Here is a 25,303-nt window from a genome sequence, read left to right on the forward strand (position 1 = left end):
CCGGGACGCCCCGCCCGGTCCCGGGAGGCCCGGCCCCGGCGGGCGGTGCGGATCACTCCGGCACGCGCCGCCCGTCAGGGTCGGAGTCGGACGTCGTCGGGCTCGCGGAAGCGACCGGTGCCGCGGACCCGGCCGACGGCGCGGACCGGGCCGACGGCGCGGCCCCGGTCGGCGCCTCGAAGGCCACCGGTGCCTCGAAGGCCGCCCGGCGGGTCGCCCGGCGCAGCGCCTTGAGGATGGTGCCGCCCAGGGTGAGGGTGAGGACCGCGGTGACGATCGCCCGCGGCAGGTCCCAACCGAGCGAGGTGGCCAGGCAGTACGCGACGAAGCGGGCCAGGTTGTCGGGGAGCGGGTCGCCGGGGACGAAGGAGACACTGGACGCCAGGGCGTTGAGATACGGCCAGCCCTGGAGGTTCATCACGGTGCCGTAGAGGACCGACGCGACCGCCCCGTACGCCGCCAGCAGGGCCAGCTCCCCGCGCCCGCGCAGCCGGTGCGGGCCGGGCAGCAGACCCGCGCCCATGGCCACCCAGCCCATGGACAGCATCTGGAACGGCATCCAGGGGCCCACGCCGCCGGTCAGCAGCGCGGAGGCGAACATCGCCAGCGCCCCCAGCACGAAGCCGAAGCCCGGCCCCAGCACCCGCCCGGAGAGCACCATCAGGAAGAACATCGGCTCGATGCCCGCCGTGCCGCCGCCCAACGGCCGCAGGGCGGCCCCAGCCGCCGCCAGCACCCCGAGCATCGCCACCGCCTTGGCGTCCAGCCCGGTGTCGGAGATCGTCGCCACCACCACGGCCAGCAGCAGCGGCAGCAGCGCCGCGAACAGCCAGGGCGCGTCGGCGGAGTGCGCGAGACCCGACTCCGGCGCGGCCAGCAGCGGCCAGCCGAAGGCGACCACTCCGATCGCCGAGATCAGCCCGAGCGCGACGATCGAACGCGGCCCGAGCCGTACGGCCCGCGCCTGCCGGTCGGCGGTCGCACGGTCCCGGGACGGGCGGTCCTGGGACGCGCGATCCTGGGAAGACGGGCGGTCCTGGGTCGGGCGATCCTGGGAAGACGGGCGGTCCTGGGTCGGGCGGTCCTGGGTCGGGCGGTCCTGGGTCGGGCGATCCTGGGAAGACGGGCGGTCCTGGGTTGGGCGGTCCTGGGTTGGGCGGTCCTGGGTCGGGCGGTCCTGGGTCGGGCGGTCCCTGGACGGGCGATCCTGGGTCGGGTGTTCCTGGGATCCGCTCATGCGTCACCCTCCTCGTCCCCCTCCGCCAGCGCCTCCCGCACCTGGCTGACCGTCAGCCAGGGCAGCGGGGCCAGCACCTTCGCCACCTGGGGCGCGAAGGCGGGGGAGGAGACCACGACCTCGGCGGTGGGGCCGTCGGCGACCACCTCGCCGTCGGCCAGGATGACGACCCGGTGGGCGAGCTCGGCGGCGAGTTCGACGTCGTGCGTGGCCAGCACGATGGCGTGGCCGTCCGCCGCCAGCGCGCGCAGCACCTCGGCCAGCCGGGCCTTGGCCGCGTAGTCGAGGCCGCGCGTGGGCTCGTCGAGCAGCAGCAGCGGGGGACGGGCGGTGAGCACCACGGCCAGCGCCAGGGCCAGCCGCTGGCCCTCGGAGAGGTCGCGCGGGTGGGTCGCGTCCAGCACCTCGGGCAACAGCCGGGCGACCAGGGCCCGGCAACTGCCGGGCGCCGCGCCCGCGTCGGCGTCGGCGGCCGCGCACTCGGCGGCCACCGTGTCCGCGTACAGCAGGTCGCGCGGCTCCTGCGGCACCAGCCCGACGTGGCGCAGCAGCCGGGCGGGCGCGGTGCGGTGCGGTTCGGCGCCGGCGGCCCGGACCGAGCCGGCGGCCGGCTCGTGCAGCCCGACGAGCGTGCCCAGCAGCGTCGACTTGCCGGCGCCGTTGCGGCCCATGAGCGCGACCGTCTCGCCGGGGCGGACGGACAGCTCCACCCCGTGCAGCCGCTCGACGCCGCCGCGCCGAACGGACAGCCCGGAGGCCACGCCGACGGGCGCGGCCGGGGCGGGCTCGGGGACGGCGGTCGGCTCCCGGTCCGTGAGCCGCTCGCGCAGCGCGGCGGCCTTGCGGCGGGCGTCCCGTACCGACAGCGGCGGTGGGGTCCAGCCGGCGAGCCGGCCGAGCGCGACGACGGGCGGGTGCACCGGGGAGACCGCCATCAGCTCCGCGGGATCGCCGACCACCGGCGGCCGGCCGGCGCCGGGCAGCAGGATCACCCGGTCCGCGTACTGCACCACCCGCTCCAGCCGGTGCTCGGCCATCAGGACGGTGGTGCCCAGGTCGTGCACCAGCCGCTGGAGGACGGCCAGCACCTCCTCGGCCGCCGCCGGGTCCAGCGCCGAGGTCGGCTCGTCCAGCACCAGGACGCGCGGGTGGGTGGTGAGCACGGAGCCGATGGCCACCCGCTGCCGCTGTCCGCCGGAGAGCGTGGCGATGGGCCGGTCGCGCAGCTCGGTGAGGCCGAGCAGGTCCAGGGTCTCCTCGACCCGACGGCGCATGGTGTCCGCGGGCAGCCCCAACGACTCCATGCCGTACGCCAGCTCGTCCTCGACGGTGTCGGTGACGAAGTGCGCCAGGGGGTCCTGACCCACGGTGCCCACCACGTCGGCGAGCTCGCGCGGGCGGTGGTCGCGGGTGTCGCGGCCCGCCACGGTGACCCGGCCGCGCAGGGTGCCGCCGGTGAAGTGCGGCACGAGTCCGGAGACGGCGCCCAGCAGGGTCGACTTCCCCACCCCCGACGGCCCCACCAACAGACACAGCTCCCCCTCGGGGACGGTCAGATCCACCCCCTGGAGGGCGGGGGCGGGGGCGTCGGCGTAGGTGACCGAGACGTCCTCGAAGCGGATCACGGCGTGGTCTCCTTCGGGTCGGCCTCCCCGCGGTCGGCCTTTCGGGTGCGTACGGACGGCTTCCGGGTGCGCACGGACGTGGGGTGCGCGCCCATGCGCGGTGGGGGCGGCGGGGCCGCGAAGGCGGGGACCAGCCCGAGCAGCACCGACAGCGCGGGCCACAGGGGGAGGGTGGGTGCGGTGAGCGGGACCGCGGGCGGGTGCAGCGCCTCGGGCGCGTACGAGGACGCCCAGATCATCAGGAGCGCCACAGCCGCCCCCGACCCGGAGACCAGCCAGGCCCGGGCGCCCCAGGGGTCGGGACGGTAGCGGGTGCGGACCGTGCGCCGGCGGCCCAGCCACAGCCCGCCGAGGGCGGCGCCGAGCCCGGCCAGCAGCAGCGGCAGCCCGTAGCCGGCGCCCTCCGCGGCCAGCAGCCCGTAGCTGCCGGCGCAGACGCCGAGCAGGCCGCCGAGGGTGAGGGCGGTGGTGGTGTGCCGCACGACGGTCGGCACCTGGGCCGTGCGGCCGTAGCCGCGCGCGTCCATCGCCGCGGCCAGCGCCACCGAGCGCTCCAACGCCCCCTCCAGCACCGGCAGCCCGACCTGGAGCAGCGCCTTCACGCCACGGGTGGGGCGGCCGCGCAGCCGGCGCGTGGCGCGCAGCCGCCGCACGTCGGAGACGAGGTTCGGCGCGAAGGTCAGCGCCACGACCACGGCCACGCCCGCCTCGTAGAGCGCGCCGGGGAGGGACTTCAGCAGCCGGGCCGGGTTGGCGAGCGCGTTCGCGGCGCCGACGCAGATCAGCAGGGTGGCCAGCTTCAGCCCGTCGTACAGCGCGAAGAGCAGCCCCTCCGCCGTCACCCGGCCACCGAGCCGCACGCCCTGGGCCCACTCCGGGAGCGGCACCTCGGGCAGCGTGAACAGGACCCGGGTTCCCGGGATCGGCGATCCCAGGAAGACCGCGAACCCCAGCCGGATCGCCAGCACGACCAGGCCCAGCCGCAGGAACGCCGCGTACGACCGGGCCCACGGCGCGTCCGTCCGCCGCACCGCCACCACATACCCGGCGACCGCGATCAGCAGCCCGAGCAGCAGCGGATTGGTCGTCCGTGAGGCCGCGGTCGCCAGCCCCAGCGCCCACAGCCACCAGGCCCCGGCGTGCAGCGCGTCGCGGCGTGCGCCGGTCGGCTCCCGGCGCGCGAGGACGCGACGGGGGCGGGGGAGCGTCGGCCGGGTCGCCGGCCGGGTCGCCGGCCCGGCGAGGGGCGCGGACGCGGTGCCGCGGCGGGACGCGGGGGTGGTCTCGTCGGTCATGCGCGGCGGCGACGGGCCTGCCAGAGGGCGGCGGCGCCGAGGGCGACGACGGCGGTGACGCCGCCGATCAGACCGGCGGACGGGCCCTCGTCCCGGTTCTCCGACGCGTGCTTCGAGGCGCCGGACCTCTCGGCCTTCGCACCGGCGCCGGCCTCGGCCAGCTCGCCGCAGCCCGTCGCCGGGTAGCCGGCGATGCCGCACAGCATCGCCGAGGAGTCGTAGCGCAGCGGCTTGGCGACGGCGGCCAGCGCCTCGGCGGCGCTCGCCGAGCCGTCGACCCGGGCGCACTCCGTACGGGCCCGGGGCGGGGTCTCGTCGCCCGGCGCGTCGGCGGCAGTGCCGAAGTCCAGGACGATCGCGACCCGCTTGCTGCCCGCCTTCGCGGGCGTGTCCGCACAGATCGTGTCGAAGTCGGCGGTGCCTCGCGGGCGGGTGGCGTCGCCGGAGTCCTCGCTCACGGCGAACCGGAAGCCCACGGTGTCACCGTCGCCGGGCCGCGCGGTCGACGGCCCCTCCGTGGCGTACGTCCAGGAACCGCCCTCCCGCTGCCAGAAGGACCAGTAGCGGTACCCCTGAGCATGGGCGGGAGCCGCCGCGCCGACCACAAGCAGCAACAGCCCGAGCGGCGCGCCGAGGAGCGCGCCGAGCCGGACGGCCCGCGGCGCGGCGGCCCGACGGCGGCCGGGACCCGCGTCCTGGACGCGGCGGGGCGGTACGGGTGTGGGGTCCGCCGGCCGGGCGGCGGGCGCGGCGGACCGTCGGGCGGCACGCGCGGCGGTCCGTCGGGCCGTGGCCGCCATCAGAACTGCTGCTTCTTCCTGCCGCTGAGCAGGAAGCCGATGCCGACGCCGGCGATCAGACCGATACCCACGACCCACCACAGGCTGATGCCGCCCTCGTCGTCCTTCTTCTCCTCGCCGTCCCGCGTGGCGTCGGAGTGGTCGCCGTCCGCCGCCGGCTTGAGGCCGGTGGCGTTCAGCTGGCGCACCAGGTCGGTGCCGCCGAAGTCGCGGGGGTCGATGCCGGCGGCGTGGGCGGCCAGGATCAGCTTGGCGAGCGCGCCCGGCTTGTCCTTGGCCCAGGTGACCGCGCCGTTGTCCTTGTTCTCCAGCCAACGCATGGGGCCCGCGGCCGCCGTGCGGTGCTCGCCCGCGGAGAGCGCCACGACCGCGTCGGCGGTGCCGCCGAAGTCGGCCTGCTTCTCCTGGCCCGGCATGCTGGACGGCAGGTGGTCGCCGTTCTTCTCCAGGGTGGCGGCGAGGTACGCGGACGCGGCCTCCGCGGCGTCGCCCGGCTCCCGCGCGCCGTCCTCGTCGTCCTTGACGCCCTGGTCGGCGCCCTGGCAGTCCAGCGGCTCGACGGGCTCGTCCTCCGCCTTGTCGCCCTTGCCGGCCGGCGTCACCACGAAGCCCTCGCCCTCGGCGGCGAGCGCGCCCGCGGCGGTGGCCAGGGCGTTCGGACGCAGGGCGCCCTTGTCGGGCAGGTAGGCGAAGGCGCCACGCTCGCCGGCCTTGGCCTCGCAGCCCAGCTGGAGCGCGAGCAGCGCGGCGTACGGCGACTTGCCGCCCTTCTTCGACACCGTCTTGGCCGGGTCCTGGCCGACGGCGGCCAGGGCGCCGATCGCGGCGGAGGTGGAGTTGGCGTCGCTGGGGCCACCCGGGTTCATGCCCCAGCCGCCGTCCGCGTTCTGGTGCTTCTTGAGCCAGCCGACGCCCTTCTCGACCACGGCGCGGCGCCCACCGACCGCGGCCAGGGCCTGCACGGCGGCCGCGGTGGCGTCGGTGAACTCGCCCTTCTTGGCGTCGCACGGGGTCGCCGTCTCATGGCGGAAGGCGGGGAAGCCGCCGTCGGCACACTGCTGCCCGGCCAGCCAGTCGACGGCCGCGTCGGCCGGCGTGACGCCGACCGCGTGCTGCGCCAGCAGGGCCAGGGACTGCCGCCACACGCCGTCGAAGGTCGGGTCCGTGGTCCCGTAGAGGCCCCGCGGGAGCGAGGACTCCTTCGGCGCGGGCTTCGGGCTGTCGGCGAACGCCGCGGGGGCGGCGGCCGCGCCCAGCACGGCGGAGACGGCCAGGGCCGCGGCGCTGCGGCGTACGTTCATCGGGACGATGCCTCTCGGTGGATGATCACTGCGTGGCTGGACGGCGGCGCCGGGCTCAGCCTCGCAACTCTAACCGGCGCCCCCCACCGGGCCGGCGGGCAGTGGCCCCCGCTCCGCCCTCGCGCGAGCCGTGCGCCACCCCTCGGGCTGAGCGCCCCCGGGGCCTTCGGTCGGGCCATCGCCCCGAGCCTCGCCATCGCCCCGAGCCCGGTGCCGGGCGTCGGCTCGTCAGCCCCGGGCTTTCGGCCTGGTCATGTCCTCTGGTTCCGTGATGTCGGGCGTCGGCTCGATCCATCTCGTCGACCCCCGCCCCGACCCCGGCGCTCCCGTCCGCCCGGCCCTCGACCGGCCCGTCCGACCGGCTCGCGTGGGCGCCCGCGTGGCATTGCCCCCTCCGGCGGGAGCTGCTATCGAATCTGATGCAGCGTCAGATTCTGGCCCATCCGGGAGGCGGCGGCCATGAGCGACCCCAGCGCGCACGACGCACACCGCGCACACCACGCACACGAGGCGCCCGACGCACGCGACCTGATCGAGCACCGGCGGCTCTGGATCGGCGGTGAGCTGGTCGACCCCGCCGGGACGAGCGCGATCGAGGTCGTCTCGCCGCACTCGGAGCAGGTCATCGGGCGGGTGCCGCACGCCTCGCGGGAGGACGTGGACCGCGCGGTCGCGGCCGCGCGCGTCGCGTTCGACGACGGGCCGTGGCCGCGGACCCCGCCCGGGGAGCGGATCGAGGTCGTCGGTCGGATCAAGGACGCCTTCGCCGCCCGCCACGAGGAGATCGCTCGGACGATCAGCGCGCAGAACGGCAGCCCGTACTCCTGGAGCGTGCTGGGGCAGGCGCTGGGTTCCCTCATGGTGTGGGAGGCCGCGCTCCGGGTGGCCCGGGATTTCCGGTACGAGGAGCCGCGGGCCGGGATCCTGGGGCCGCTGCTGGTGCGGCGGGAGCCGGTCGGGGTGGTGGCGGCGGTGATCCCCTGGAACGCCCCGCAGTTCGTCGCCGCCTCCAAGCTCGCCCCCGCGCTGCTGGCCGGCTGCCCGGTGATCCTCAAGCCCGCGCCGGAGGCCCCGCTCGACTCGTACCTCCTGGCCGAGATCGCCGCCGAGGCCGGGCTGCCGCCCGGTGTGCTGTCGGTCCTGCCGGCGGGGAGCGAGACCGGGGAGTACCTAGTCGGGCATCCGGGGGTGGACAAGGTCTCCTTCACCGGCTCGATCCCCGCGGGGCGGCGGGTCATGGAGCTGGCCGCGCGGCAGCTGACGCGAGTCACCCTGGAGCTGGGCGGGAAGTCGGCGGCGATCATCCTGCCGGACGCCGACCTCGACGCCGCCCTCGGGAACATCGTGCCCAACGCGTGGATGAACAACGGCCAGTCCTGTGTGGCCCTGACCCGGGTGCTGGCGCCGCGCGGCCGCTACGACGAGATCGCCGAGCGGCTCGCAGCCGCGGCCTCCGCGCTGGTCGTCGGGGACCCGCTGGACCCCGCCACCCAGGTCGGCCCGCTGGTCACGCGGCGCCAGCAACGACGCTCGCTCGACTACATCGCCAGCGGACAGCGGGAGGGCGCCAAGGTGCTGGCCGGCGGCGGGCGCCCGGCGGCGCCGGAGACCGGGTGGTACGTCGAGCCGACGCTGTTCGGAGAGGTCGGCGGCGCCATGCGGATCGCCCGTGAGGAGATCTTCGGCCCGGTGATCTGTCTGCTGCCGTACGAGGACGAGGAGGACGCGGTGCGGATCGCCGAGGACTCCGACTACGGGCTCTCCGGCAGCGTCTGGACGGCGGACCTGGAGCACGGGGTCGAGATCGCCCGGCGCATCCGCACCGGCACCTTCTCGGTGAACACCTTCAGCCTCGACATGCTCGGTCCCTTCGGCGGCTACAAGAAGTCCGGTCTCGGGCGGGAGTTCGGCCCCGAGGGGTTCGCCGACTACATGGAGCTCAAGACCATCCACCTGCCCCAGGACGGCGGCGTGCGACTGCCGGCGGACCTCGGCGGCGCGGGCGACTCGGGTGCGGCGGGCGCGGCCGGCGACGTCGGTGACGCCGGCGACCGGGACGGCGCGGGCGGCGCGGGTGGGGCGGAGTCGACGGGCGGCGCCGCCGGCGGACGGACGGGCTGAGGGATGGCGGACCGCTGGCGGGCGGCCGTGGACCAGGGGCTCTGCGTCGGTTCGGGCCTGTGTGTGAGCACCGCCCCGCACGCCTTCCGGCTGGACGGCGCCACGCGCCGCTCCCGCCCCGTGACCCCCGAGGTCGAGGCGTCGGACGCGGTGCTGGCGGCGGCGGAGGGGTGCCCCGTGGAGGCCATCGTGCTGCGCCTCGGCGACGGCGGAGAGCCGGTATTCCCACCCGCCGAATAGCGGAACGTGAGATATTGGCCAAAGATTCTTGGTACAGTTGCGCGATTTCTCGGGACTTCTCGTGTGCGTCGCGCGCTCCCCTTCCGCCACGCCTCCGTCGCGTCTCAAGTGTTACTCATGCGTACCGCACGGTCCCTTCGTGACGGATGTGACTGTTCCCCTTCCGGCGTCCATGGAAATCTCATTTCCCGGAGCAGCCGAGGGGGAACGATATGGACAAGCGGTACGAGGTCTTCTGTCTTGCGGACAGGTATTTCTACGAGACCCCCGACCGTCTGTCCGGCGGCCGCCCCGGAGCCGTGGAGAGCAGCGGTTTCTACGAGGCCGCCCAGCGCCCGGTGCCCGACGGTTGGAAGACGTCCGTCTCCGGAGACTGGTTACACGTCAATCCGGTGACGGCGGAGGGCGCGCCGCGCCCCGGCCGGCCGCTCCAGGGCTGGAAGATCCATGTTTCGGCCTGTCTGGAGAACGCGGAGAAGGCCGCCGCCAAGGTCTGGGACTATTGCGTCCCCCGAGAAATCCCCTTCAAATTCGTGCCCACCCGGCATGCGCTGCACCTGCGGAACTCGAAATACGCCGGGCGCGGTTCGAGCGGGAAGTTCGCCACCCTCTATCCGGCGGACGAGAGGGAACTCCACACCGTTCTCCGGGAGCTGGGGGAGCTGCTCGACGGCGAGCCCGGCCCGTACATCCTCACCGACCTGAGGTGGCACCAGGGCCCGCTGTACGTCCGCTACGGCGGCTTCGCCCACCGCTACTGCGTGGACGGCGCGGGTGGCGGCGCGCTGGTCCCGGCCATCGAGGACGCGTCGGGCCGGCTGGTCCCCGACCGCAGGGACCCGACCTTCCACGTCCCCGAGTGGGTGACGCTTCCGGACTTCCTCAAGCCGCATCTGGCCGCCCGCAACGCCACCACCGTCGGCGACCTGCCGTACCGCATCGAGCGGGCGCTGCACTTCTCCAACGGCGGCGGCGTCTACGAGGGCCGCGACACCCGGACCGGGGAGCGCGTGGTGCTCAAGGAGGCGCGGCCGCACGCCGGGCTGGCCTCCGACGGGGCGGACGCCGTGGCCCGGCTGGAGCGCGAGAGGACGGCGCTGGAGCGGCTGTCCGGGCTGGGCGTCGCGCCCGAGGTCCGGGACTGGTTCACCCTGGGCGACCACCGCTTCCTGGTGATGGACCACCTGCCCGGTCAGACCCTCAACTCCTTCTTCGCGCGCCGTCATCCGCTGCTCGCCGTCGACCCGGAGCCCGAGGCCGTCGCCGCCTACACGCGCTGGGCGATGACCATCCACGACGCCGTGGAGGAGGCCGTCGCCGCCGTGCACGGCCGGGGCGTGGTCTTCAACGACCTGCACATGTTCAACATCATGGTCGCGCCCGACGAACAGTCCGTGACCCTGCTGGACTTCGAGGCCGCCGCGCACATCGGCGAGAACCGGCGCCAGGTCATCGCCCACCCCGGCTTCATCGCCCCCGCGGACCGCACCGGCTTCGACGTCGACCGCTACGCGCTGGCCTGTCTCCGGCTCGCCCTCTTCGTCCCGATGACCTCGCTGCTGGTGGTGGACCGCGCCAAGGCGGCCCACCTGGCCGAGGTCGCCGCCACGCAGTTCCCGGTGGACCGAGCGTTCCTCGACGAGGCGGTCCGGGTGATCACCGGCCATGAGCGGGGAGGCGCGAGCACGGCCGCGGGGCCCCGTGCGCGTACGGGAGCCGTGACCCGTACGCCCACGGCACCGCCGACGGAGGCGCCCGGGAGCGCCGAGGCGCCGACCGTGGACGGGCCCCCGGAGGCGACCTCCGAGGGCGCGGACGCCACGTCAGACCGCGTCTCCGGCACCGCGGGTGCCGTGTCAGGTGGCATGTCCGGCGCGGTGGTCGCCACGTCCGGCGCCGTGGGCGCCGCGTCCCGCGGTGCCGTGGCGGCCCCCGCACCGGAGCCGTATCTCCCCGTCGACCCCGCCGACTGGCCGCTCAGCCGGGACTCGATGGCGCGCGCCATCCGCGCCTCGGCCAGCCCGGAGCGGGACGACCGGCTGTTCCCCGGCGACGTCGCGCAGTTCGGCGACGGGGGCGGCCTGGGTGTGGCGCACGGCGCGGCGGGTGTCCTCTACGCCCTCGAACGCACCGGCGCCGGGCGCTACGAGGCGGGCGAGGAGTGGCTGCTCGCGCACACCGCCCCGCCGCCGCTCGGCACCCCGCTCGGCTTCTACGACGGACTGGGCGGCGTCGCCTACGTCCTGGAGCGGCTCGGCCACACCGAGCGTGCCCTGGAGCTCGTCGACCGCGTCCTCGCCGAGAAGTGGCAGCGGCTCACCCCCGATCTGCACGGCGGCGTCGCCGGCCTCGGCCTCGCCTTCGACCACCTGGCCCGCGCCACCGGCGAGAGCGCCCTGGCCGACCGGGCCGCGGAGGCCACCCGGCTGCTCGCCGACCGGTTCACCGCCGACGAGCCCGACGCCGACACCGACGCCCGGGACGGCGCGGGCGCACGGCGCGGCGGCGCCAAGGGGCGGGCCGGACTGCTGTACGGCGCCAGCGGCCCGGCCCTGCTCTTCCTACGGCGCTACGAGCACGACCGCGACCCCGCCCTGCTCGACCTCGCGGCCGCCGCACTCCGCCGCGACCTGGACCGCTGCGTGCCGGACCGCCACGGCACCCTCCTCGTCGACGAGGGCGTGCGCACCATGCCCTACCTCGGTGGCGGCAGCGTCGGCATCGGCATGGTGCTCGACAGCTACCTGGAACATCGCGCCGACGAACGCTTCGAGGCGGCCCGCGCCGCGATCACACCCGCCGCTCGACTGCGCTACTACGCCCAGCCGGGCCTGTTCAACGGGCGTGCCGGAATGGTGCTGCACCTCAGCCGCACCAGCACCCCCGGCACCGAGCCCGCGCAGCTCGCCGCCCAAGCGGAGCGACTGGCCTGGTACGGCATGCCGTACCAGGGCCACCTCGCCTTCCCCGGCGACCAGATGATGCGCCTCTCCATGGACCTGGGCACCGGAACCGCGGGCTGCCTGCTCGCCCTCGGCGCGGCACGGCACACCGAGCCGGTCGGACTGCCCTTCCTCCCGCCGCCGCGGCGGCCCCAGAGCCGGCCCCATCCAGGGGTCGAAACCGAGTAAGTGCGAGGAGCTCGAACCCGAGCCTCCCGTCCCCACGGAAGAAACCACGAAAGGACACGACCACCATGGCCCTTCTCGACCTGCAGAGCCTGGAGACCCCCCAGTCCGACCACAGCGGCGGCGACCAGAGCAGCCTGAGCCTGCTGGCCTGCGACAAGCACAGCTCTAACAGCTTCCTGCTCTGCCTGTGATCTGACGGGCCTCTGTGCCGCGGCCCCGGGTGAAGTCACGCCACCCGGGGCCGCACTCCCGTCGCCGCCCCTCCCGGACGCCGGCGGTCGCCACCCGTAGGCCGACGAACCGGGTGCGACGTCGACACCAGGACCCACGGACGCGAGGACCACCGCGCATGGCCGCCGCCCCCCGCACGCGCTCCGCCCGCTCCCACGCCGGCCGTACCGGCCACCACATCGGTACCCGCCCGCCCGCCGACGCCGCCCTCGCCGACGCCGCGCCCGCGGACGCCGGGGCCCCCGCCGCCCGCGCCGGCGACCGCCTGCTATGGGGCACACTGCGGCACAACGCCGCCCGCGCGGCCGCCATCTGTCTGCTCACCACCTCCTCGGCCGCCGCCGCGCTCGCCATGCCCGCGGTCCTCGGCCACACCCTCGACCTGCTGCTGGGCGACCCCGACGCGGCACGGACCCGGCACTGGATCGCCCTGTGCGCCGCGCTGACCGGCCTGATCGTGGTCCTGGACGCCCTCGACGGGCTGCTCACCGGCACCACCAACGCCCGCTCCACCGCCTGGGTGCGCGGCCGGTTGCTGCGCCACACCCTGGCCACCGGCCCCCGCCCGGACGGGCTCGCCCCCGGTGACGTCGTGGCCCGACTCGTCGGCAACGCCGCTCACGCCGGCACCGCCCCCGCGGCGCTGGCCGCCGCCCTCGCCGCCGTGATCACCCCCGTCGGCGGCCTGGTCGCCCTCGCCCTGATCGATCCGTGGCTCGCCGTGGCCTTCCTGCTCGGTCTGCCCCTGCTCGCCGTCCTGCTGAAGTCGTTCGTCCGGCACACCACGGACAGCGTGGCCCGCTACCAGCACAGTCAGGGCGAGATCGCGGCCCGGCTGACGGAGGCGCTGCGCGGCGCCCGCACCATCGCCGCCGCCGGAACCGCGGAGCGGGAGCGGGCCCGGATCCTCCAGCCGCTGCCCGAACTCGCCCACCAGGGCCATCGCATGTGGCGGGTGCAGGGCCGCTCCACGGCGCAGGCCGCCGCCCTGGTGCCGCTGTTGCAGATCGCCGTGCTCGCCGTCGCCGGAAGCCGGCTGGTGGCCGGCGAACTGACCGTCGGCGGCCTGCTGGCCGCCTCCCGCTACGCCGTCCTGGCCACCGGCTTCGGCGCCCTCGTCGGCCACCTCAACGGCCTGGTCCGCAGCCGCGCCGCCGCCCGCCGGCTCGGCGACGTCCTCGCCGTGCCCACCACGGCCTACGGCACCCGCGCCCTCCCCACCCCCCACGCGCGGGGTCCGGTGGGCCGGCCGAACCCCGCGGAGCCCGGGTGGCCGTCGGGGCGGCGTCTTCCGCTCCCGCCGGCGCAGCCGCTCGCGCCTCAGGTCGGCGATCTCGCCCCGCCCGCGCGGGGGCCGGTGGGCCTGCCGAACGCCGCGGAGTCCGGGTGGCCGTCGCCTGAGCCCGGTTGGCCGTCGGGGTGGCGCTTTCCGTACCGGCCGTCGCGGCCGCCCGCGCCTCAGGTCGACCATGCGCCGCCGGCTTCCCCGGGCTCGCCGCCCGGGGCCCCCGCGGAGCCCGCGCCGGGGCCGGTGGGCCGGCCGGACCCCGCGCAGCCTGGGTGGCCGTCGGGGCGGCGCTTTCCGTACGCACCGGCGCAGCCGCTCGCGTCTCAGGCCGACCACGTCGCGCGGCGTCCGCCCGGGGCGCGTCCGCCGGGGACGTTGGAGATGCGCGGGGTCGGGGCCATGCGTGGTGGTCGCGTCGTCCTCCATGACGTCGACCTGTGGGTGCCCGGTGGGAGTTCGGTGGCCGTCGTGGGCCGTTCGGGTAGCGGCAAGTCGGTGCTGGCGGCCTTGGCCGGTCGGCTGGCCGACCCTGATCGCGGCCGGGTGCTGCTCGACGGGGTGCCCCTGCCGGAGCTTCGCCACGACGTGCTGCGCCGTGCCGTCGGCTACGCCTTCGAACGCCCGGCGCTGTTGGGCGACACCCTGGGCGACACCATCGCCCTGGGCCTGGACGAGCCCCCGCCCGCGCGGGTCGCCGCGGCCGCCCGCGCGGCCTGCGCCGACGAGTTCATCCGGCTGCTGCCGGGCGGCTACGCCACCCCGTGCGCGGCCGCCCCGCTCTCCGGTGGCGAGGCGCAACGACTGGGTCTGGCCCGCGCGTTCGCGCACGACGGACGGGTCCTCGTCCTGGACGACGCGACCTCCAGCCTGGACACCGTCACCGAGCGCCGCGTCGTCCGCGCCCTCTCCGACCCGGCCACCCGACGCACCCGGCTGGTCGTCGCCCACCGCGCCGCGACGGCCGCCCGCGCCGACCTGGTGGCCTGGCTGGACGGCGGGCGGCTGCGGGCCGTGGCCCCGCACGCCGAGCTGTGGCGAGACCCGTCCTACCGCGCGGTGTTCACCGAGGACCGCGATGGCTGAGCCGCGCGGCGCGGAGACCCGCGCCGGGCGTCGCCCCGCCGGGCGCGGCGCACGGCGCCGCTCCGGGGGCGGCGCGTGGCGCCCCGCCCGGCGCGACACTGGGCGCCCCGCTGGGCGCCATGCCGCGCCCTCCGCCGGGCGCGCCGCCGAGGTGTGGCGCCATCTGCGCCGCGAACGCGCCGTGCTCGCCCGGCTGGCGGCCTGGTCGGTGCTGGAGGCCGGGCAGACGTTCCTGACCGGCTACGCCCTCGCGCGTGCCCTGGACGACGGCTTCCTGGCGGGCGAGCGGGGCGTCGGCCTCGGCTGGCTGGCCGTCGCGGCGCTCGCCGTCGTCGTCGGCGCGTACGGCACCGGGCGCGTCTACCGCGCGGTGGCCGCGCTCGTCGAGCCGCTGCGCGACGCGCTGGTGCGCCGCGTCGTCGAGCGGGCGCTGCGGGAGTCCGCGCGGGACGGCGCGCCCGGCACCGGCGACGCCGCCGTATCGCGCCTCACCCACCAGGTGGAGATCGCCCGCGACACCTTCGCCGGACTGGTGATGGTCTCGCGTGCCTTCGTCTTCACCGCGGCCGGCGCGCTGATCGGTCTCTGCTCGCTCGCCCCGGAGCTGTTGCTGGTCGTCCTCCCGCCGCTGCTGCTCGGCATCGGGCTCTTCGTGGCGACCCTGCGACCGCTGGCCCGCCGCCAGGAGGCGTTCCTGGTGGCGGACGAGACCATCGCCGAGTCCCTGGGCGGCGTCGCCGCCGGGCTGCGCGACATCACCGCCGCGGGGGCCGAGGAGCGGATCGCGGCGCGGTCCGACGCGCACATCGAGAGCGAGGCCCGCGCGGCGCGCGCCCTGGCCCGCTGGGGGGTGCTGCGGGTCGTCGCCGTCGCGGTCGGCGGTCGGCTGCCGGTCGTCCTGCTCCTGGTGGCCGGCCCGTGGCTGCTCGACCACGGGGTGACCGCGGGCGCCCTGGTGGGCGCGTTCGTCTACCTGACACAGTCGCTGCTGCCCGCCCTGCAGAGCCTCATGCACGCCCTGGGCACCGGCGGCTCCCGACTGGCCGTGGTGCTGCGACGACTGTCCGGACCGCGGGAGCCGGCAGACCACGGGCGTCCCCCGCGGTCGGCCGCCGAACCCCCCGCCGCCTCCGCCGAGGCGCCGCCCGCCGTCGAGCTCCGCGCGGTCTCCTTCGCGTACGGCGAGTCGGCCGCCCCCGTCGTGGCGGGGCTGGACCTCACCGTCCCGGCCGGCGGGCACCTGGCCGTGGTCGGGCCGAGCGGCATCGGCAAGTCCACGCTGGCGGGTCTGATCGCCGGCGTGTTGGAGCCGCGCGGCGGGGAGATCCGGGTGTGCGGGCGGCCGGTGCGGGGCGACGCCGCGCCCCACGCGACCGGGCTGCGCGTGCTGATCCCGCAGGAGGCGTACGTCTTCTCCGGCACCCTCGGCGACAACCTGCGCTATCTGCGCCCGGATCCGGTGCCGGAGGCGGAGCTGGCGGCCGCGGCGGCGGCGGTGGGCCTGGACGGGCTCGCGGAGCGGCTGGGCGGGTCGGAGGCGGTCCTGGACCCGGCCGCCCTCTCCGCGGGCGAGCGCCAGCTGATCGCGCTGGGCCGGGCGTATCTCTCGTGCGCGCCGGTGGTCCTGCTGGACGAGGCCACCTGCCATCTGGACCCGGCGGCGGAGGCCCGGGTGGAGCGGGCCTTCGCCCGGCGGCCGGTCCCACCCGGTCCCCACGGCGTTCCGGACGCCGCGCGTCCCACCCGCACCACTCTGGTCGTCATCGCCCACCGGGCCGCCTCGGCCCGCCGCGCCGACCGGATCCTGGTGCTGGACGGCCGGCGGACGGACTGCGGACGCCACGCGGAGCTGCTGGAGCGCTCGGCGCTCTACCGGGATCTGGCCGGGGACTGGAGTGGGGAGGAACTACACCCAGCCGGCGCCGCGCGATATGCGGATCGCGTCGACGCGGTTGCGCGCCCCGGTCTTGCGGGTGATGGCGGCCATGTAGTTGCGCACGGTCCCGTTGGACAGGTGCAGGCTGTTCGCGATCTCGGCGATGGAGGCGCCCCCGGCGGCCAGTGACAGCACGCTCAGTTCGCGCTGGGTCAGCGGGATCTCGGCGGCCTGGAGAAAGCCGAAGCCGAGGGAGTCGTCGACGTAACGTTCCCCCTTGGCGACATGGCGGATGCCGTCCAGCAACCGGCCCGGCGGAGCGTCCTTGTTGACGAAGCCGAGGGCGCGCGCCTCGTAGGCGCGCCGCAGCGGACCCGGCCGTTTCGGGTTGGCCAAAACCAGTAGGGGGCGCCCCTCCTCCTCGCCGCGGCGCCCGGTGCGACCCGCCAGCCGGCCCAGACTCTCCACCAGCGCGGCCCCCACCACACCGGTGCAGTCCGTGTCGACGACGCACACATGCGGCTTCAGCAGCCGCGCCCGGCCGTCCGCCTGGTCCCAGGGTGTTTCGATCACCTCGATATCCGGTTCGGCCGCGATCAGCGCCGCCAGCGCGGATCGCAGCAGACGCGAGTCGTGCACAAGAAGTACCCGGATCACTCTCTGCCCCTCCTGGCCCGCGGCGACCGGTGTGTGCCGAGGGCCCGTTCATGGATACCGGTCCGGGCGGTGTCATGGACGCGAAAATCGAGCCATAGCGGGGCGTGGGGGCGCATTCAAGCCTTGGCAGCGCTTAAACGGTCGTGTAATGCGCCCCGTGCGCCCCCATGCCTCGGTCAGTGCGGGGCGGTGAAGTCGATGAGTCGACAGGCCGTCTCGATGTCGATCTTGACCTGGGCGATGGAGGCACGCCCGGACAACCAGGTGATCAGAGCCGAGTGCCAGGTGTGCTCGATGACGCGGACCGCGGAGAGCTGCTCGGCGGTCGGGGGGCCGGCCAGCCGCATGGCGTCCAGGATGATCGCGGTGGTGAGCCGCGAGACGGCGTCCACCTCCGGGCTCACCGACCGGTCGGCGAAGGTCAACGCCCGCACCATCGCGTCCGCCAGATGCGGCTCGCGCTGCAACGCGCGGAACGCCCGCATCAGCGTCCGCGCCACCCGCGCGGACGGCTCCACCTCCGTGGGCGGGCGCTTGCGCAGCGTCTCGTGCAGCTGCTGCAACTGGTCCTGCATGGTGGCGACGAGCAGATGGACCTTGGAGGGGAAGTACCGGTAGAGCGTGCCGAGAGCCACGCTGGACAGCTCCGCCACCTCGCGCATCTGCACCGCGTCGAACCCGCCGCGGCTGGCCAACTGCGCGCTGGCGTGCAGGATCCGGCGACGGCGCGCCTCTTGCCGTTCGGTCAGCTGCAGGGGGGCTGGCTTGGCTTCTGCGGTCATCTGTCCTACTTCGGTGCGTTCCGTCTGCAGGCTGCGGACACCGTGCATGATGGCAGGTGCGGGGTCTGTCTGCGTACCCGAAACCGCACCGGACCACCGGCCCTCGGGCCGTCCCGGCCGCCCTCGCCCGCGCCCGCCGCCCGTGACCAAGGTGAAACTTGTTCTAGCCAGCGGCTTGCGGCTACGCTCCCGCTGAACTGCACCGAGAGGGGGGCCGCGAGTGACCAGCGACAGCCCGCTGCGCATCGCGCTGCTCACCTACAAGGGAAACCCGTTCTGCGGCGGCCAGGGCGTCTACGTGCGCCACCTGTCGCGCGAGCTGGCCCGGCTGGGCCACCACGTCGAGGTCATCGGCGCCCAGCCCTACCCGGTCCTGGACGACGGGGTCACCCTCACCGAGCTGCCCAGCCTCGACCTCTACCGCCAGCCGGACCCGTTCCGCACCCCGCGGCGCGAGGAGTTCCGCGACTGGATCGACGCCCTGGAGGTCGGCACCATGTGGACCGGCGGCTTCCCGGAGCCGCTCACGTTCAGCCTCCGCGTCCGCCGCCACCTCGCCTCCCGCCGCGGCCAGTTCGACGTCGTGCACGACAACCAGACCCTGGGCTACGGCCTGCTGGCTCTGGACAGAATCGGTTTCCCGCTGGTCACCACCGTGCACCACCCCATCACCGTCGACCGGCGGCTGGAGCTGGACGCGGCCGCCGACTGGAAGCGCCGGCTGTCCGTGCGCCGTTGGTACGGCTTCACCCGGATGCAGAAGCGCGTCGCGGGCCGGCTGCCCTCCGTCCTCACCGTCTCCGGCTCCTCCCGCCGGGAGATCGTCGACGACCTCGGGGTGCGCCCGGACCGCGTCCACGTCGTGCCCATAGGCGCCGACACCCGACTCTTCTCCCCGGACCCCGCCGTCGCCGAGGTCCCCGGCCGGATCGTCACCACGTCCAGCGCGGACGTGCCCCTCAAGGGGCTGGTCCACCTCGTCGAGGCGCTCGCCAAGGTCCGCACCGAACACCCCGACGCCCACCTCGTGGTGGTCGGCAAGCAGCCCCAGGAGGGCCCGGTGGCCACCGCGATGGCGACCTACGGGCTCGACGGCGCCGTGCGGTTCGTCAAGGGCATCAGCGACGCCGAACTGGTCGACCTGGTGCGCAGCGCCCAGATCGCCTGCGTCCCCTCCCTCTACGAGGGCTTCTCGCTGCCCGCCGCCGAGGCCATGGCCACCGGCACCCCGCTGGTCGCGACCACCGGCGGCGCCATCCCCGAGGTCGCCGGACCCGACGGCGAGACCTGCCTGGCCGTGCCGCCCGGCGACGCCGGGGCGCTCGCCACCGCGCTCACCCGGCTGCTCGGCGACGCCGAACTGCGCCGCCGGCTCGGTGGCGCGGGCCGCGAGCGGGTGCTGCGACGGTTCACCTGGGAGCAGGCGGCGATCGGCACCGCGGAGCGGTACCGCGAGGCCATCGCGGCCCAGAGGGGCGCCGTGCGCCGGGGCCCGGCCGCGGCCGGCTCGCTCGGCCGCCCACGCCAAGGCCAACGCACCTAGCCCCGGGGCGGCGTGGCGGTCGCCCGCGCGTGGCCGCCGGGCGGCCACCCCGCCGCCACCGCCCCATCGCCCTCGTGATCCCATGACCTCGCCGGCCGCCCACCGACCCAGAAGGCAGACCCCGTGCTGACCGTCGACTTCTCCCGCTTCCCGCTCGCCCCAGGCGACCGCGTCCTCGACCTGGGCTGCGGCGCCGGACGGCACGCCTTCGAGTGCTACCGGCGCGGCGCGCGCGTCGTCGCGCTCGACCGCAACGGAGACGAGATCCGTGAGGTCGCCAAGTGGTTCGCCGCCATGAAGGAGGCCGGCGAGGCCCCGGCCGGCGCGACCGCCACCGCCATGGAGGGCGACGCGCTCGCCCTGCCGTTCCCGGACGACAGCTTCGACGTCGTGATCATCTCCGAGGTCATGGAGCACATCCCCGACGACAAGGGCGTGCTGGCCGAGATGGTGCGGGTGCTCAAGCCCGGCGGACGGATCGCGATCACCGTGCCCCGCTACGGACCGGAGAAGGTCTGCTGGGCGCTCTCGGACGCCTACCACGAGGTCGAGGGCGGCCACATCCGCATCTACCGCGCGAACGAACTGCTCGGCAAGATGCGCGAGGCCGGGCTGCGGCCGTACGGCACCCACCACGCGCACGCCCTGCACAGCCCCTACTGGTGGCTCAAGTGCGCCTTCGGCGTGGACAACGACAAGGCCCTGCCGGTCCGCGCGTACCACAAGCTGCTGGTCTGGGACATCATGAAGAAGCCGCTGGCCACCCGGCTCGCCGAGCGGGCCCTCAACCCGCTCGTCGGCAAGAGCTTCGTGGCGTACGCGACCAAGCCGCGGGCGGCCGCCGGAGCCGAACAGGCCGCCGGAGCCGACCACGCCACCGGCGCCGCCACCACCGCCGGTGTCGCCGACACCTCCGCAGCGGACGCGGAGGCGGGCGCGTGACGGCATTCAGCCGCGGCCCCGGCCGCACCGAACGTCTCGTGCTGCCCGGAGTCCTCACGGCCGAACAGGCCGCGGAGACCGTCGCCGGCATCGCCGCCGCCCAGCGCGAGGACGGCGCCATACCGTGGTTCCGCGGCCACCACCTCGACCCGTGGGACCACGTCGAAGCGGCCATGGCCCTGGACGCGGCCGGCGAACACGAGCGCGCCCGCGCCGCCTACCGCTGGCTCGCCCGGCACCAGAACCCGGACGGCTCCTGGTACGCCGCCTACCCCGACCTGCCGGACGGCGTGGACGCGGCCGGCCCCACCGACCGCGGCGTCGAGACCAACTTCTGCGCGTACGTCGCCGTCGGCGTGTGGCACCACTACCTCTCCACCGGCGACGACGCCTTCCTGGACCGCATGTGGCCCACCGTGCTGGCCGCCATCGAGTTCGTCCTCCGCCTCCAGCAGCCCGGCGGCCAGATCGGCTGGCGGCGCGACCCGGACGGCACGGAGGTCGCCGACGCGCTGCTCACCGGCAACTCCTCGATCTACCAGGCGCTGCGCTGCGCCCTGGCCATCGCCGAACACCGCGAGGAACCCCAGCCCGACTGGGAGATCGCGGCCGGCCGGCTCGCGCACGCCATACGCCACCACCCGGAGCGGTTCCTCGCCAAGGACCGCTACTCCATGGACTGGTACTACCCGGTGCTCGGCGGGGCGGTGACCGGCGCCGCCGCCAAGGAGCGCATCGAGTCCGGCTGGGACCGGTTCGTCGTCCCCGGGTTGGGCGTGCGCTGTGTCGTCCCCAACCCCTGGGTCACCGGCGGCGAGAGCTGCGAACTGGCCCTCGCGCTCTGGGTGATGGGCGAGTCGGACCGCGCGGTGGAGATCCTCCAGTGGATCCAGCCGCACCTGCGCGCGGACGACGGCATGTACTGGACGGGGTACGTCTTCGACGACCAGGCCGTCTGGCCCGAGGAACGCACCACCTGGACCGCCGGATCGCTGCTGCTGGCCGTGGCCGCGCTCGGCGGCGACGAGGCGACCACCGCGGTCTTCAGCGGCGAGCGCCTGCCCAACGGCCTGGACACCGACTGCTGTTAGCGCGGACGACGAGGCGTCAGATGTCGGCGAGGGCGGCCCGGAAGGATCCGGCGCCGCCCTCTACGCTGAGGCCATGACCGACCAGGGAGTGCACCGCTTCGACCGCCTCGACCACGACCGCTGCTGCGCCGAAATCATCTCGCAGACCGACCTGTTGCGCGCCGCCGTCACCGGCGCCGACCCGTCGGTGACCTGCCCGACCTGCCCCGACTGGTCGATCGCCGACCTGCTGCGGCACGTCGGCAACGCCCACCGCTGGGTCGAGGCGATCGTCCGCACCCGCGCCACCGCCTACCTGCCGCCCGACCGGATCCCCGACGACGCCCCACAGGGCGACGACCTCGCGGCCCTGGACGCCTGGCTGGCCAAGGGCGCCACCGCGCTCGCCGAGACGCTGCGCGCGGCCGGCGCGAGGACCCCGGTCTGGACCTGGGCGGAGGACCAGAGCGTCGGCTTCTGGGCCCGCCGCATGGCCCACGAGACGGTGGTCCACCGGGCCGACGCGGCCATCGCGGCCGGCGTGGAGTACGCCCTGGCCCCGGAGGTGGCGGCGGACGCCGTCGACGAGTGGCTGGACGTCCTCCGCCAGCCGAACCTCCGCGTGGCCTTCCCGGACCTCGCCAAGCTGCGCGGCCCCGGCCGCTCCCTCCATCTGCACGCCACCGACACCGCCCCGGAGGCGGAGGCCGAGTGGCTGATCGAGCTCGACGAGGAGGGCTTCGCCTGGCGGCGCGCCCACGGGAAGGCGAGCGTCGCCCTGCGCGCCCCCATGACGGACCTGCTGCTGGCCTTCTACCGCCGACTGCCGGTGGACAGCGACCGGGTCGAGGTGCTGGGCGACGCCGCGGTGCTGGAGTTCTGGCTGGAGCACGCGACGTTCGGCTAGTGGGCCGTGGGTGCGGCCGCTAGGAGTTGAGCTCGGCGAGGACGCGCAGCGTGTGCGGGTCCGGGGCGGTGAGCAGCAGATCCGTCACCGGGCCCGCCCGCCACAGCTCCAGCCGCTCGGCGATCCGCTCCCGCGGGCCGACCAGCGAGATCTCGTCCGCGAAGGCGTCCGGCACCGCCGCGACCGCCTCGGCGCGGTGCCCCTCGGCGAACAGCTTCTGGACCCGTCGCGCCGCCTCCTCGAAGCCCATCCGGGCCATCAGGTCGGCGTGGAAGTTGTGGCGGGCGTGGCCCATGCCGCCGATGTAGAAGGCCAGCATCGCCTTGACCGGCCGCAGCCCCTCCGAGACGTCGTCACACACCCGCGCCTGCGCGATCGGTGCCACCACGAAGCCCTCCGGAGCGGCGGCGAGCGGCTCCTCGTACATCGCCGTGCGCAGCGGCGACCAGTACAGCGGCAGCCAGCCGTCGGCGATGCGCACGGTCTGCGCGATGTTCCTGGGGCCCTCGGCGCCGAGCAGCACGGGCAGGTCGGCCCGGAGCGGGTGGGTGATGGACTTGAGCGGCCGGCCGAGGCCGGTGGCGTCGTCGCCGGTGTACGGATGCGAGTGGAACCGCCCCGCCAGCCGCACCGGCTCCGCGCGACGCAGCACCTGTCGTACGACGTCCACGTACTCGCGGGTGGCGGTGAGCGGACTCGCCGGGAACGGCCTCCCGTACCAGCCCTCCACCACCTGCGGCCCGGACAGCCCGAGTCCGAGCGTCAGCCGCCCCCCGGAGAGGTGGTCCAGGGTGAGCGCGTGCATCGCGGTGGCCGTGGGCGTGCGCGCCGCCATCTGCGCGACGGCGGTGCCCAGCCGGATGCGGGTGGTGTGCGCGGCGATCCAGGCGAGTGGGGTGAAGGCGTCCGAGCCCCAGGACTCGGCGGTCCAGACGGAGTGGTAGCCGTAGGTCTCCGCCTGCCGGGCGAGGGCGAGGTGGCCGGGGGCGGGGGTGCGGGACCAGTAGCCGAGTGCCAGACCGAGCCGCATGCGGGCCCCCTTGGGTGACGGTACGTCAGCTGAATGACCGTACGGGGTCGTCGCGGCCGCGGCAATGCCCCGGTGCGGGCCGGGGCGCGGGGCCGCCGGAAAGGGAACGGCCCCCCGTCCCAGAGGGGACGAGGGGCCGTGTCGCCGGCGACAGAGATGCGGGGGCTAGCCGCGCTGGATGCCGGAGGTGTCCTGGAGGACGCCGCGGCGGCCGTCCTGGGTCTGGGCGACGAGCGCCTGACCGCGCTGCTCCACCGCGAGGTACCAGGTGCCGGGGGCGAGCTCGGCGATGGTGTTCGACGAGCCGTCCTCGGCGTACAGCGGACGGGCCACCGGAACCGCGAACCAGAACGGCGCGAAGTCCGAGGCGCCGCCGGCCGCCGGGGCCGGCTGCGGGGCGCCGGCGCCCGCGGCGGGCTGACCCGCCTGGGCACCGAACGGCTGCTGCTGGCCGAGCGGAGCGGCACCGCCACCGGTCTGCTGGCCCGGGTAGCCGTAGCCGGCCTGCGGCGCGCCGCCGCCGAACGGGGTCGGGGCCTGCGGGCCCGCGGCGCCCATCAGCGGAGCCTTGAGGGCGGGGACGCGCTGGGTGAGCAGCGCGCCGGCGGCCAGGGCCAGGGTGGCGATCAGGCCGAGGATCTGCCCGACGCCCTTGTCGACGTGCTCGTAGCCGCCGAGGATCGTCCACACCGAGCTCCAGGCGGAGAACACCGCGAGCGCGATGCCCCACTGCTCAAGGGTGAGTCCGAAGAGGTTGCGGGCCTGCGGCTGGAACCGCGCGGCGACGATCAGGGCCGCAGCGATCACACCCGCCAGGAAGATCGACGGAAGCACCGGGAAGAAGTCGGACTTCCACCCGTTCTCGCCTTCCTCGCGACAGAAGTCAGACCCGCCGCAGTCGGTCGTGTAGAAGTCCAGGAACGAGGCGATGAACAGCAACACCGCTGCTCCGATCACCACGCCGTCGCCCCTAGTGAGAGAGCGGATGTTCAACGTATGGTCCTTTGTCGGTCTCGTCAGTAGTCGTGTCGCTGTCGCCGGACGCGTGCGCGAAGGCTCGGGGGTGGGTCCCCCATCGTACGGGTGAATCTAACGGCGGGACCTGTCGGGTCGCGCGGTCGGTATCTCCCCGTTACGGTCCTGTTCCGGAGCTGTTCCGGACTGTTGCCGACTTACCCCCGCAGGAAGTCCGTAATGCCCTCCGCGATCCCTTGTGCCGCGCGTGCGCGCCACTTCGGGTCGGTCAGGCGTGCCGCGTCCTCCGGGTCGCGCATATTGCCACACTCAATGAACACCTTGGGGACGGTTGACAGATTCAGGCCCCCGAGATCGTCGCGGACCGTCAACCCCGTTCCGCCGCCGAGATAGTTGGCGGGCTCGGTGCGGGTGGCGGCGGTGAAGCGGTCGATGACGGCTTCGGCCAGTTCGCGGGAGGGGCCGACGATCGCGGAGGTGTCGGCGGCGCCGCCGCGCACCGACGCGGGGGCGATGACGTGGAATCCGCGTTGGCCCGCGCCCGCGCCGTCCGCGTGGACGGAGACGACGGCGTCCGCTCCGGCCCGGTTTCCGATCCGGGCCCGTTCGTCGACGCACGGGCCGTACCGCCGGTCGCCGTCCTGCGTGAATTCCACCTTCGCTCCGCGCTCTTCCAACAGCGTGCGGGCGCGGCGCGCGACATCGAGGGTGAACGAGGCTTCGGGGTAACCGGAGTTCGTCGCCGTACCCGTGGTGTCGCATTCCTTCTTCTTGGTACCGATGTCCACGAGTCGGGCGATCTCGGAAGGGTGTTCGCGGTTGTGGGGATTGTGGCCGGGATCGATCACGATCACTTTGCCTTTGAGGCTGCCGCGATTGTCTTTGTTGTTATCCGGGCTTCCGGACGGGTTCGTCCGCGACGGAGACGATGCGGAAGGCGCGGGTCCGCCGTCGGGCTCGCCGGTGCCCGTGCCGGTGCCCTTGCCGGAGCCGCTGCTGTGAGCGGCGCCACCTCGGCCGTCACGGTCGCCGTCGCCGGCGCAGCCCGCGAGGGCGGCCGGCGCCAGCGCGGCCAGGGCGAGCAGGGTCAGCAGGGTGCCGCGCGGGCGGCGGCCGGATGTGGGGGGAGAGCTGCCGTGGGACACGCCGCGATCGTAACCGGGCCGCCG

The 25,303-nt window shown here is 75.2% G+C and carries 19 protein-coding genes and 1 pseudogene; 10 read left to right on the plus strand and 10 right to left on the minus strand.

The features are described from left to right. Positions 1 to 52 precede the first annotated feature (52 nt). The 5 genes from LRS74_RS24175 to LRS74_RS24195 form a co-directional block, all read right to left on the minus strand. The gene (locus LRS74_RS24175; RefSeq protein WP_277744900.1) at positions 53 to 934 is read right to left on the minus strand and encodes an ECF transporter S component; all 882 of its coding nucleotides are present in this window, start codon (positions 932 to 934) and stop codon (positions 53 to 55) included. 299 nt (positions 935 to 1,233) lie between these two features. Continuing rightward, on the minus strand, positions 1,234 to 2,862 hold the full coding sequence (locus LRS74_RS24180; RefSeq protein WP_277742984.1) for an ABC transporter ATP-binding protein: 1,629 nt from the start codon (positions 2,860 to 2,862) through the stop codon (positions 1,234 to 1,236). Next, a complete protein-coding gene (locus tag LRS74_RS24185; RefSeq protein WP_277742985.1) occupies positions 2,859 to 4,157 on the minus strand; it encodes an energy-coupling factor transporter transmembrane component T in 1,299 nt (432 codons plus the stop codon). The genes LRS74_RS24180 and LRS74_RS24185 overlap by 4 nt, the downstream gene beginning before the upstream one ends. Next, complete coding sequence (locus tag LRS74_RS24190; RefSeq protein WP_277742986.1) at positions 4,154 to 4,957, minus strand: SCO2322 family protein; 804 nt, start codon at positions 4,955 to 4,957, stop codon at positions 4,154 to 4,156. Before LRS74_RS24190 ends, LRS74_RS24185 begins: the two co-directional genes overlap by 4 nt. Then, complete coding sequence (locus LRS74_RS24195; protein WP_277742987.1) at positions 4,957 to 6,258, minus strand: prenyltransferase/squalene oxidase repeat-containing protein; 1,302 nt, start codon at positions 6,256 to 6,258, stop codon at positions 4,957 to 4,959. Before LRS74_RS24195 ends, LRS74_RS24190 begins: the two co-directional genes overlap by 1 nt. A 459-nt stretch (positions 6,259 to 6,717) precedes the next feature. Here LRS74_RS24195 and LRS74_RS24200 point away from each other — a divergent pair, with 459 nt between their 5' ends. From LRS74_RS24200 to LRS74_RS33660, 6 genes are all read left to right on the plus strand, one after another. Then, positions 6,718 to 8,379, plus strand: coding sequence for an aldehyde dehydrogenase (locus LRS74_RS24200; protein ID WP_277742988.1), 1,662 nt, complete (start codon positions 6,718 to 6,720; stop codon positions 8,377 to 8,379). A gap of 3 nt (positions 8,380 to 8,382) precedes the next feature. Beyond that, the gene (locus tag LRS74_RS24205) at positions 8,383 to 8,619 is read left to right on the plus strand and encodes a ferredoxin (protein WP_277742989.1); all 237 of its coding nucleotides are present in this window, start codon (positions 8,383 to 8,385) and stop codon (positions 8,617 to 8,619) included. A 212-nt stretch (positions 8,620 to 8,831) separates the two neighbouring features. Then, complete coding sequence (lanKC, locus tag LRS74_RS24210; RefSeq protein ID WP_277742990.1) at positions 8,832 to 11,750, plus strand: class III lanthionine synthetase LanKC; 2,919 nt, start codon at positions 8,832 to 8,834, stop codon at positions 11,748 to 11,750. Positions 11,751 to 11,815: 65 nt separating this feature from the next. Beyond that, a complete protein-coding gene (locus LRS74_RS24215) occupies positions 11,816 to 11,941 on the plus strand; it encodes a SapB/AmfS family lanthipeptide (protein WP_144385574.1) in 126 nt (41 codons plus the stop codon). 158 nt (positions 11,942 to 12,099) lie between these two features. Further along, complete coding sequence (locus LRS74_RS24220; RefSeq protein ID WP_277742991.1) at positions 12,100 to 14,352, plus strand: ABC transporter ATP-binding protein; 2,253 nt, start codon at positions 12,100 to 12,102, stop codon at positions 14,350 to 14,352. Continuing rightward, positions 14,345 to 16,417 (plus strand): ABC transporter ATP-binding protein, encoded by a 2,073-nt coding sequence (locus tag LRS74_RS33660; RefSeq protein ID WP_347178157.1) that lies wholly within the window; start codon positions 14,345 to 14,347, stop codon positions 16,415 to 16,417. Before LRS74_RS24220 ends, LRS74_RS33660 begins: the two co-directional genes overlap by 8 nt. On the opposite strand, the pseudogene LRS74_RS24230 reads toward LRS74_RS33660, so the two are convergent. Both LRS74_RS24230 and LRS74_RS24235 read right to left on the minus strand, forming a co-directional pair. Continuing rightward, positions 16,343 to 16,885: pseudogene (locus tag LRS74_RS24230) on the minus strand (response regulator transcription factor); the annotation flags it as partial. The gene LRS74_RS33660 and the pseudogene LRS74_RS24230 sit on opposite strands and share 75 nt — an antisense overlap. A 176-nt stretch (positions 16,886 to 17,061) precedes the next feature. Then, complete coding sequence (locus LRS74_RS24235) at positions 17,062 to 17,667, minus strand: TetR family transcriptional regulator (protein WP_277742993.1); 606 nt, start codon at positions 17,665 to 17,667, stop codon at positions 17,062 to 17,064. Between the two features lie 220 nt (positions 17,668 to 17,887). Between LRS74_RS24235 and LRS74_RS24240 the strand changes: the two genes are divergently transcribed. The 4 genes from LRS74_RS24240 to LRS74_RS24255 all read left to right on the plus strand — a co-directional run bounded on the left by LRS74_RS24240 (position 17,888) and on the right by LRS74_RS24255 (position 22,129). Continuing rightward, the gene (locus LRS74_RS24240) at positions 17,888 to 19,210 is read left to right on the plus strand and encodes a glycosyltransferase family 4 protein (RefSeq protein ID WP_277742994.1); all 1,323 of its coding nucleotides are present in this window, start codon (positions 17,888 to 17,890) and stop codon (positions 19,208 to 19,210) included. 123 nt (positions 19,211 to 19,333) lie between these two features. Then, the gene (locus tag LRS74_RS24245) at positions 19,334 to 20,152 is read left to right on the plus strand and encodes a class I SAM-dependent methyltransferase (RefSeq protein ID WP_277742995.1); all 819 of its coding nucleotides are present in this window, start codon (positions 19,334 to 19,336) and stop codon (positions 20,150 to 20,152) included. Beyond that, positions 20,149 to 21,243: a prenyltransferase gene (locus LRS74_RS24250; RefSeq protein WP_277742996.1), complete on the plus strand. Its 1,095-nt coding sequence runs from the start codon at positions 20,149 to 20,151 to the stop codon at positions 21,241 to 21,243. Before LRS74_RS24245 ends, LRS74_RS24250 begins: the two co-directional genes overlap by 4 nt. 73 nt (positions 21,244 to 21,316) lie before the next feature. Further along, positions 21,317 to 22,129, plus strand: a complete 813-nt coding sequence (locus LRS74_RS24255) for a maleylpyruvate isomerase family mycothiol-dependent enzyme (protein ID WP_277742997.1) — start codon at positions 21,317 to 21,319, stop codon at positions 22,127 to 22,129. Between the two features lie 19 nt (positions 22,130 to 22,148). Here LRS74_RS24255 and LRS74_RS24260 read toward each other — a convergent pair whose 3' ends face one another. The 3 genes from LRS74_RS24260 to LRS74_RS24270 form a co-directional block, all read right to left on the minus strand. Continuing rightward, positions 22,149 to 23,159 (minus strand): LLM class F420-dependent oxidoreductase, encoded by a 1,011-nt coding sequence (locus tag LRS74_RS24260; protein ID WP_277742998.1) that lies wholly within the window; start codon positions 23,157 to 23,159, stop codon positions 22,149 to 22,151. Positions 23,160 to 23,324: 165 nt separating this feature from the next. Beyond that, the gene (locus tag LRS74_RS24265) at positions 23,325 to 24,152 is read right to left on the minus strand and encodes a DUF5336 domain-containing protein (RefSeq protein WP_277742999.1); all 828 of its coding nucleotides are present in this window, start codon (positions 24,150 to 24,152) and stop codon (positions 23,325 to 23,327) included. A gap of 179 nt (positions 24,153 to 24,331) precedes the next feature. After that, complete coding sequence (locus tag LRS74_RS24270) at positions 24,332 to 25,279, minus strand: N-acetylmuramoyl-L-alanine amidase (protein WP_277743000.1); 948 nt, start codon at positions 25,277 to 25,279, stop codon at positions 24,332 to 24,334. Positions 25,280 to 25,303 lie beyond the last annotated feature (24 nt).

The organism is Streptomyces sp. LX-29 (genome assembly GCF_029541745.1).
Taxonomy (GTDB): domain Bacteria; phylum Actinomycetota; class Actinomycetes; order Streptomycetales; family Streptomycetaceae; genus Streptomyces.

What these genes read in the sequence shown, in the direction of transcription:
- LRS74_RS33660 (WP_347178157.1), top strand. Translation starts at nt 14,345, where the DNA reads ATGGCTGAGCCGCGCGGCGCGGAGACCCGCGCCGGGCGTCGCCCCGCC.
- LRS74_RS24260 (WP_277742998.1), bottom strand. Translation starts at nt 23,159, where the DNA reads ATGCGGCTCGGTCTGGCACTCGGCTACTGGTCCCGCACCCCCGCCCCC.
- LRS74_RS24195 (WP_277742987.1), bottom strand. Translation starts at nt 6,258, where the DNA reads ATGAACGTACGCCGCAGCGCCGCGGCCCTGGCCGTCTCCGCCGTGCTG.
- LRS74_RS24255 (WP_277742997.1), top strand. Translation starts at nt 21,317, where the DNA reads ATGACCGACCAGGGAGTGCACCGCTTCGACCGCCTCGACCACGACCGC.
- LRS74_RS24220 (WP_277742991.1), top strand. Translation starts at nt 12,100, where the DNA reads ATGGCCGCCGCCCCCCGCACGCGCTCCGCCCGCTCCCACGCCGGCCGT.
- LRS74_RS24215 (WP_144385574.1), top strand. Translation starts at nt 11,816, where the DNA reads ATGGCCCTTCTCGACCTGCAGAGCCTGGAGACCCCCCAGTCCGACCAC.
- LRS74_RS24235 (WP_277742993.1), bottom strand. Translation starts at nt 17,667, where the DNA reads ATGACCGCAGAAGCCAAGCCAGCCCCCCTGCAGCTGACCGAACGGCAA.
- lanKC (WP_277742990.1), top strand. Translation starts at nt 8,832, where the DNA reads ATGGACAAGCGGTACGAGGTCTTCTGTCTTGCGGACAGGTATTTCTAC.
- LRS74_RS24205 (WP_277742989.1), top strand. Translation starts at nt 8,383, where the DNA reads ATGGCGGACCGCTGGCGGGCGGCCGTGGACCAGGGGCTCTGCGTCGGT.
- LRS74_RS24185 (WP_277742985.1), bottom strand. Translation starts at nt 4,157, where the DNA reads ATGACCGACGAGACCACCCCCGCGTCCCGCCGCGGCACCGCGTCCGCG.
- LRS74_RS24190 (WP_277742986.1), bottom strand. Translation starts at nt 4,957, where the DNA reads ATGGCGGCCACGGCCCGACGGACCGCCGCGCGTGCCGCCCGACGGTCC.
- LRS74_RS24200 (WP_277742988.1), top strand. Translation starts at nt 6,718, where the DNA reads ATGAGCGACCCCAGCGCGCACGACGCACACCGCGCACACCACGCACAC.